This window comes from Gabonia massiliensis, from assembly GCF_001403595.1.
Classification (GTDB): domain Bacteria; phylum Bacteroidota; class Bacteroidia; order Bacteroidales; family Coprobacteraceae; genus Coprobacter; species Coprobacter secundus.
On record NZ_LN877935.1, the window covers coordinates 75015 to 84155 of the forward strand.

At 32.0% G+C, this 9141-nt stretch carries 9 protein-coding genes; 6 read left to right on the forward strand and 3 right to left on the reverse strand.

Features of this window, described 5'->3' with window-relative positions; all coding sequences use genetic code 11:
* The first annotated feature begins 117 nt into the window (after positions 1-117).
* Positions 118-690 carry a recombinase family protein gene (locus tag BN2628_RS00640; RefSeq protein WP_044230744.1) on the forward strand — a complete coding sequence of 191 codons (573 nt, stop codon included), beginning with the start codon at positions 118-120 and terminating at the stop codon, positions 688-690.
* Positions 691-743: 53 nt separating this feature from the next.
* Here the strand turns inward: BN2628_RS00640 and uxuA are convergent, their stop codons facing one another.
* The 3 genes from uxuA to BN2628_RS00655 are packed head-to-tail and all read right to left on the reverse strand — an operon-like array spanning position 744 to position 3841.
* Entirely contained in the window at positions 744-1916 is a 1173-nt protein-coding gene (uxuA, locus tag BN2628_RS00645) for a mannonate dehydratase (protein ID WP_044230743.1), read from the reverse strand.
* A gap of 23 nt (positions 1917-1939) precedes the next feature.
* Positions 1940-2752 carry an SDR family oxidoreductase gene (locus tag BN2628_RS00650; RefSeq protein ID WP_044230742.1) on the reverse strand — a complete coding sequence of 271 codons (813 nt, stop codon included), beginning with the start codon at positions 2750-2752 and terminating at the stop codon, positions 1940-1942.
* An 18-nt stretch (positions 2753-2770) separates the two neighbouring features.
* On the reverse strand, positions 2771-3841 hold the full coding sequence (locus BN2628_RS00655; RefSeq protein WP_044230741.1) for a LacI family DNA-binding transcriptional regulator: 1071 nt from the start codon (positions 3839-3841) through the stop codon (positions 2771-2773).
* 203 nt (positions 3842-4044) lie between these two features.
* On the opposite strand from BN2628_RS00655, the gene BN2628_RS00660 reads away from it, so the two are divergent.
* The 5 genes from BN2628_RS00660 (at position 4045) to rfbC (ending at position 8964) form a co-directional block, all read left to right on the forward strand.
* Positions 4045-4704 carry an HAD family hydrolase gene (locus tag BN2628_RS00660; RefSeq protein ID WP_044230740.1) on the forward strand — a complete coding sequence of 220 codons (660 nt, stop codon included), beginning with the start codon at positions 4045-4047 and terminating at the stop codon, positions 4702-4704.
* 305 nt (positions 4705-5009) lie between these two features.
* A complete protein-coding gene (locus tag BN2628_RS00665; RefSeq protein ID WP_044230739.1) occupies positions 5010-5258 on the forward strand; it encodes a hypothetical protein in 249 nt (82 codons plus the stop codon).
* Between the two features lie 21 nt (positions 5259-5279).
* Positions 5280-6512, forward strand: a complete 1233-nt coding sequence (locus BN2628_RS00670; RefSeq protein ID WP_055095615.1) for a glycosyltransferase family protein — start codon at positions 5280-5282, stop codon at positions 6510-6512.
* Between the two features lie 12 nt (positions 6513-6524).
* Positions 6525-8225 carry an asparagine synthase (glutamine-hydrolyzing) gene (asnB, locus tag BN2628_RS00675; protein ID WP_044231150.1) on the forward strand — a complete coding sequence of 567 codons (1701 nt, stop codon included), beginning with the start codon at positions 6525-6527 and terminating at the stop codon, positions 8223-8225.
* Between the two features lie 190 nt (positions 8226-8415).
* Entirely contained in the window at positions 8416-8964 is a 549-nt protein-coding gene (rfbC, locus tag BN2628_RS00680; RefSeq protein ID WP_044231149.1) for a dTDP-4-dehydrorhamnose 3,5-epimerase, read from the forward strand.
* Positions 8965-9141 lie beyond the last annotated feature (177 nt).

Sequence of the window (9141 nt, forward strand, 5' to 3'; positions counted from 1 at the left end):
AACTCGTCTCACACATTATCCTTTTAGTAAATTATAATTCAATTTATTAAAATAGATTACTAAATTTAATATGATTTTTTGTGTTACTTAAACAAAAGGTAACATAATTAAGAGAATATGAAAAAAGGGTTTATCAAAATTTCTCAAAATGCAGTTTCTATCCAGCATAATATTTCAAAGCTGAATGAACGAGGTGTTGCAACAGATTCAATTTTTATTGAAAAAAAATTTATATCTATCCTATCTCAACTAGAAAAAGGAGATACAATCGTAGTCAGTGCCCTTCAGGATATTTGTGGAGGGATGAAAGAGCTTCTACACCTCATAGAAAAACTGATTAACGCTGGAATTATTCTTGAATCAGCAGATGAGTACAATATCTGTATCAATCCAGACGATACAAAAACTGCATCATTAATAAAAAGCCTTAATCTATTTCGTCTTAATATAACAGCACAAAATATACGGACAGGATTAAACAAAGCAATTGACAATGGACGTAGATTAGGACGTCCTACGGGAATGACTACAGAGATGAGTTTAAAAATAAAACAAGCCATAACTCTGTATCAATCAACCGAAATGAGTATTGCAGATATTTGTAGAAGAATAGATTTAAATAAAAGTTCTTTTTACCATTATATTAAAGCAAAAAATATAACTCGTAAAAAGAAACTTTCTGAATTTTAATACAGTAAAAGCCCATTAAATATGCATTTTATTTTATGGGCTTCTACTCAAATTTATTTCAATATTGATTTGGCTATACCATATTCAAGACCTCGTAACTCCGCAAGGCCTCGTAAACGTCCAATACAAGAATATCCGGGATTCGTATTTTTACGCAAATCATCAACCATTTGATGACCATGATCTGGACGCATAGGAATAGAAACACCTCGTCTCTGTTGTACAAGTAAAAAATTCTTCATTACATTATACATATCTACGTCACCTTCTAAATGATTTGCCTCATAAAAATTACCTTCAACATCCCTTTGTGTACTACGTAAATGAACAAAATTTATCCGATCGCCCCAACGCTCCATCATACCAGCTAAATCATTATCAGGACGAACCCCAAAAGAACCTGTACACAAACATAATCCATTTGATTTATTTGGCACAGCATTCACCAATTTGGCAAAATCAGCTTCAGTGCTTAGAATCCTAGGCAACCCCAATATAGAATAAGGAGGATCATCAGGATGTATAACTAACATAACTCCTGCTTCATCTGCCACAGGAGCAATTTCTTTTAAAAAATAAATCAAATTATTTCTCAATTTTTCTGCATCTATATCCTTATATCGGTCCAATGCCTCCTGAAATTGGGATAAGGTAAAACTTTCTTCAGACCCAGGTAATCCTGCAATCATATTTTTTATCAACAAAGCCTTATCATCATCTGTCATTCGTTCATAACGGCCCCTTGCTTTATTCTTCTCATCTTCCGAATAGTCTTTCTCCGCTCCAGGACGCTTTAATATAAAAAGATCAAATGCAACAAACGCCAATCTTTCAAAACGTAAAGCTTTAGAACCGTCGGGCAAAGTGTATCCCAAATCCGTACGAGTCCAATCAAGCACAGGCATGAAATTATAAGTAACAATATTTATCCCACATTTTCCTAAATTCCGAATACTTTCCTTATAATTATCAATATATTTTTGAAAATCTCCAGTTTGTGTTTTTATGTATTCATGTACAGGAACACTCTCAACGACAGACCATTTCAAGCCAACATCTTCAATCATCTGCTTACGTTTCATAATTTCTTCTACTGTCCAAACTTCGCCATTAGGTATTTGATGCAAAGCATTCACAATTCCTGTAGCCCCAGCTTGTTTAATGTCCCATAAGCTAACCGGATCATTTGGTCCATACCAGCGCCATGTTTGTTCACATAATATCATAACTAAAATCTTAAAATTAATAATCAAATAGAAAATGCATCAAAACCTCCGTCAACAACAGCAACTGTGCCACTCACAAATTTAGAAGCATCACTGATAAGATATTGTATCGTCCCTAATAACTCCTCAGGTTCTCCAAAACGACCAAAAGGAGTATGAGATAAAATTGTATGAGAGCGCTCAGTCAATGATCCATCTGAATTAGTTAATAAAGTACGATTCTGCTCCGTTAAGAAGAAGCCTGGAGCTATAGCATTTACACGGATACCCGGACCAAATTTTAACGCCAATTCTCCAGCCATATATTTTGTAAAATTAGCGATCGCTGCTTTAGCCGCACCATACCCAACCACACGAGTAAGAGGCCTTAAAGCTGACTCTGAACAAAAATTTACAATAGCTCCAACTTTCTGTTTTACCATTACCTCAGCAAAAACCATAGTAGGTAACACTGTTCCAAATAAATTCAAATCTACCACTTTACGAAAAGCATCAACATCTAAATCAAAAATTGTCTTATCCGGTGGTATAGTAGCTCCAGCCATATTTCCTCCTGCAGCATTTAATAATACATCTATTCTCCCATACTTCTCGATTATTACATCTCGATTAGAAATAAGGGTATCTTTATTTAACACATCAGTGTACAAAAACGTAGCTTCATACCCATTACTCTTTATTGATTTAACCAAATCATTACCCGCAGTTTCATTACGATCAAGAAGCACCATCTTTGCTCCTTCTGCAGCCAAATATGATGATATAGAACGTCCTAAAATCCCGGCTGCACCAGTCATCACAATCACTTTGTCTTTTACACTAAATAAGTCTGTCATAACATCATTACTTTTAATTTATATACTTTGATTATTATAATACTGTATATTTTCAGAGATCAGAATATCAATAGGCATATAATTAACTTTCGAAACACATTCCCCAGTAACTAAATATTTAGCTAATGCTTTAATTCCATTATATCCCTGCATTTCTGGTCTCTGAGCAATAAGATTGACTATATTTCCTTCCAATAGATGTTCTATATTGCGCGCAAGCAAATCATACCCAACCAGCTTTATTTGTTTCTCTTTATGTCGAGACAAATAATCAGCTAATACATAACAAACTGAATTAAATAAAACAGCCCCTCTTATATATTTTCCTGTTGAATTAAAAATTTCATCTAATACCTGAGTATTATATAAAGGATCATCAATACTCAAATCACAATAATAAATTTGACCTTGATAATCACATTTAGTTAAATAATCAATGAATCCCTTTTCCCGATTACATATTTGTGTAGAACAATTTTTACATTCCCGCATAATGCGAGATATAAGAATATCCGAATTTTCTGGAATTTTTTCCATCAATAATTTAGCCGCAATATATCCACCATCATAAGAATTAGTGCCAAAATAAGCTAAGCAATTCTGTCCTACGATATTCGAATCGACATACACATAGGGAATTTTCCTATTATCAAGTTCTAAAGATAAACGAACAACGGGTTCCCCAAACAAAGTTCCAATTAATATTCCCTGAAATTCTTTCTTTAACAATGTATCTACTGCCTTATTAAAAGAGAACTCATCATATTGATTAAAAAGAATTCTCTCAATACGAACATTATATAAATTTAGTTCAGTCTCTGCACAGCTAATTCCCCGATTTATATCTTCCCAATATTCTCCAGTCTTAAAAGACGGTATCAAAGCTATAATATTAATAGTCTTTTTCATAGCTAATGAACGGGCCATCAAATTAGGTTTATAATTGACTTCTTTCAAAACGCGCTCAACACAAACTCTTTTTTCCTTAGATACCCGTCCCCTATTATGCAATATACGATCTACTGTCCCAACAGAGACTCCTGCTAAGCGTGCAATATCTGATATTCGTATATTTTTTTTATTATCCATTTTCAATTTGCACTTGCTATGTGTGCGCACACATAGCAAGTGCAAATATAATGATTATTTTAAAATATGGTTTTATAAAAATGTGTGCGCACACATTTTTATAAGATAATTGTATATTATTAATAATTAAAACATTATTATATCCCTATAAAACCTTAAAATATCTGTATATTTTGTATATTCGCCACAAAAAAATAACACAAATGATAAAACTTGCAATATTTGATTTAGACGGAACATTATTAAATACAATAGAAGATTTAGCCGAAAGTACCAATTACGCATTAGAGCAATGCGGTTTCCCCAAACACAATATAAAAGAATATAATTATTTTGTAGGAAATGGAATCAAAAAATTATTTGAACGAGCATTACCTCAAAAAGAAAGAAACGAAACAAATATAAATCTTATTAGAAAACATTTTTTATATCATTACAATACTCATAATACAAACCATACACGACCTTACCCTGGTATAAACAATGTATTAATACAAATGCAACAAAGCGGAATTTTAATAGCTGTAGCATCAAACAAATACCAAGAAGCTACGGAAAATCTAATACATTTTTACTTTGGAAAACACATTAATTTCATCGCTATATTAGGACAGCGCGAAGGTATTCCAACAAAACCTGATCCTTCTATCGTTACAGAAATTCTCAATAAAGCTAACGTCTCAGCCAATAATTCAATATATATTGGAGATTCAAACGTTGATATGGAAACAGCTAAACGCAGTAACATAATATCTGTGGGCGTTACTTGGGGTTTTCGCACAGAAAAAGAACTATTAGAGAGTGGAGCTAATTATATCGCCCATAATACAAGAGACATTATTAATATCTGCCAAAAGCTATAAACAAAAAGTATCCGCTACTCTTCACAGAGGAACGGACACATAACCAAAATATATAGAATAGTTTAATCGAAAAAATATTTATTTCATCGAGTTTTTTCATTACTTCACAGTAACATTAGAGATTGCTAATACAACTTTTACATCTCAAATGTAATTTTATTCTCTCATCCATACAAAAACAATCGACTAAACTGCATTAGTTATCTCTTAAATCCCTCAAAATATCGCCCGATAAATAAAAATTTTAATTCCATTTTATTGAACAAAAGGTATTATAAACCGTTTTATCTTAAAAATAGATATTTATGGATGAATTACTTTTTGTACAAAAAATATCATTATTATTATATAAAACGAAAAAAGACGATTTAAAACCTCAAACACCATTTAAAAAATTAAAAGAATGGAATTTGATGTTTGCAACTTCATGTATAATGATGATAGAAGAAGAATACAATGTATCAATACACGGGAAAGAACTATCCGAAGCTAATACGCTAAAAGAACTATACTCAATTATAAAGACAGCTCAATATCCTAAATCTTCTAAATAAGAAAAATTTTAATCAATAGCCATGCATATTTTACTTTTAACTGATAGTTTACAAACATATCCAGAATGTATCCATTCTGGATATGCTCATATAATATCTGCATTATTACACGGTAACCATCAAATTTCAATCTTATATAGTGGAAACTCCATAGACAATCCTTCTTGGTTACAAAAAACTAGTACATATTACATGACAGACGATTCAGATTCTCAAAACTATTCACTAAAATCAATCCTAAAACCTATCTTTAGGCCACAAAAACATTACCTCAAGAAAATAAACCTTTGGAAACAAAACATTTGCTCTCTCTTGGAAAAACAACAAAAACTTGACCTAATATTCGTTTTACCAGGAAACAATTCAAATATAATAAACTATGCATTATCTGAAATACCCACAAATATCCCATGGATTGGAGATGCATCAAGTAATTGGGATACTTTACTCAAAGAAAAACACTTTTATCACTACAACAAAAAATTAAAATACAATATCTCAAATATCATCAATAAAGCAGCATTTTTAACTTGTCCTTCAATGCGACTATACGAACGATTACAAAAACGCATTCCCAGCTTAAAACAGAAGCTGCTATATATACCCTTTCCAAACTCAAACATAGAAGGTTTGCACTTGGCTCCAAATGATACTAACATAAAATTTCCACCATCTACATTTACGTTACTATACCCTGGAAACTTAAATAACGGTATTTTCCAACATCGATTTCTTAACGCTTTTTCTCGATTCGTCAAACAATCATGTGAAGGAAAAAATCATATAAAACTTTTACTTGCTGGAAACATTGACAGTAAAACAATCAAACGTATCAAAAACTATGGGTTAAAGTCAAATATTTACATAATCAACGTAAGCTATTATAAACTTCTCGAACTCTTTCAAGAAGTATCTGCCCTATTGCATATAGAAGAAAACAATAATGATGCAATATTATTACCTCATTATTTACCTGCTTATATTGCCTCAGGCAGAACAATCATTGCCTTAACTCAATATCATTCCGAAACCAAACGTCTACTAAAAAACAACAATACAATATATGCAAATTCAACAGATGAAGATGATATTTATTGCTCTTTCGTCAGAGCATGGTCTGAATGGCAAAATGAAGAATCCAACAAACATTATCCAGAATCTCTGACCTATTTAATAAGCGAACAAAATTTCAACAATGTAATAGATATAGCCTTACGTTGTTCTATTAATGCCAACGTATCTATTAAACAATAAAAAGCCGCAAATATGTGTGGAATAGCAGGAATAGCAGGAGAAGTAGAACAAATGAAAACTCTACTTAACAAAATGATAAAAGCCCAGCAACACCGAGGTCCCGATGTCGCATCATCTTGGATATCATCTTTTGTTGACGCCCAAATAGGACTAGCTCATAATCGTTTAAAAATAACAGACCTTAGTGATGACAGCAATCAACCCTTTATAGATGAAGAAACTGGACTAATTACATTATTAGACGGTAACATATTTAATTATAAAGAATTACGAAATTATCTATGCCATTACTATACCTTTCGAACTAATGGTACGATAGAAGTTTTATCAAAAGCATGGCATAGATGGGGCAAAGCAATGCTTAATAAAATAAATGGAAATTTCGTTATAGCCATATATGACCAATCAGCACGACACATATTTATAGCAAGAGATAGAATTGGAATAAAGCCTTTATATTTCAGTCTACAAAAAGGAAATCTTTATTTCGCATCTGAAATAAAAGCCCTTTTTGCCGCAGGAGTCAATCGCCAAATGTCATCTGCCAGATGGGCCGAATATTTTGTATACTCATCCCATGGAATGCCTTACGAAACTTTTTGGGATAACATATATCAATTACCAGCAGGGAGTAGTTTACTTTTTAACGGTTTCACTTTAGATATTTGTAAATGGTACGAATTAGATAAAGTTATTAAAGAAATAGAAGCTCCTCGAAATGAAAAAGAATTTATAGAACGATTTCAAGAAATAACTAACGATAGTATACGTAACAACATAACAGCTGATGTTCCCGTAGGGATGAATCTTTCTGGCGGTATCAACTCTGCTTTATTACTAGGCTTAATACATAAAAATGCACCTTATTTACCTATCAAAGCATTTTCATACTATAATGAAAATAAATTATCTAATGAAGTATTGTGGACTACTGAAATGCTATCACATACACATTATAAACATGAACAAATAAAAGTTACATCCAAAATGATACGTAAGGAAGCCTATCTCATCGCTAAAATACAAGATGAACCATTTGACGAACTAAACACCTTAGCATATGCCCACCTTTTTCACATCGCTAAAAATAGGGGCACAACCGTTTTATGTGATGGAACTGGATTAAACGAAACTTGGGGAAATTATCCTATCATTAAAACTTATCAATATTATGGAAGTAAGACTCCTCTATGCTTGAAAGATGAATTTATAAAACTCGCAAAAACACCTGAATACCCTAAACCTTTTCAGAATAAAATTGACAATACAAGATATAAAGACCTCTTTTACGAAAGAATTCCTCATATTCTACGTCTTAATGATCGAATAAGTATGGCCTTTTCTACCGAACTACGTAAACCATTTCTCGACCATAGACTCATAGAATTATCCTTTATAACTCCTGAAAAAATAAAAATAAAACCTTCTACAAATAAATGGATTGTTCGTCACAATGCAAAAGAGCTAATGCCAACAAGCACACGTCTAGCTCCCAAAGAACATATTAACAAAACTCATCAAAATAAATGGTTTACTAATGAATTAAAAGACTGGGTTGACGAAACTGTATATAATTTAAGAACTGGAAAAGTCTCCCATTGGATCAAAGGAGAATCATTAGAAAAAGAATGGCAACGCTACAAGAATGGAGCATCATATGATCCATGTAGGATATTGAAATGGATCAATTTACACATAATATTAAATCAATAAACTATTTAACAACCAAAAAATTTAATAACAAAACTTATATCATTACATAAATCATAAAAACATCTTAAATGAAAAAAATTCATTTTTTATAACTAAATCATGCTCACTTAAAAATTATCATCATGCAAATTTACTTTTATCCTAAGTTGATAATTAATCAAAACTACGTACATTTGCAAAAACACTATCCATGAAATTTATAGAGCAAAACATACCGGGAGTTTTCATCATTGAAACTCAACTTTTTGGAGATACACGAGGATACTTTATGGAAACATATCGTAAAGAGTTATTTGACAAATACATTGGCAAAGTCGACTTCATACAAGACAATGAATCCCACTCCAAATATGGAGTACTAAGAGGTCTCCATTTCCAAAAAGGAGAATATTCGCAAGCCAAGTTGGTTCGTGTCCTCAAAGGGAGAGTACTTGATGTAGCTGTAGATTTAAGAAAATCTTCTCCAACCTTCGGTCAACATGTTATGGTCGAATTATCTGGTGAGAATAAGCGCCAACTTTATATTCCTAGAGGATTTGCTCATGGCTTCCTAGTGCTTAGCGATACTACCACATTTGTATATAAAGTAGATAATATCTATGCTCCTCAAAATGAAGTAACATTACTATATAACGATCCTCAAATAAATATTCAATGGCCTATCTCCTCCGAAAATATGATATTATCAGAAAAAGATAAACGTGGTATACCCTTTTCTCAAATAGAATATTTCAAATAATTATTGATAAAATAAAATTCAATTCTCTAAAAAATAAAAATTCACAATATAGTAATATAGCCACTCTAAAAATGGTAATATATTTACTTTGCTCCTATTCCACAGCTTTTCTTTCTTAGTAAATCCATCGTTACTCCCCAATCAGGGAACATCAATTACCATCCGGTAGGGAAATCC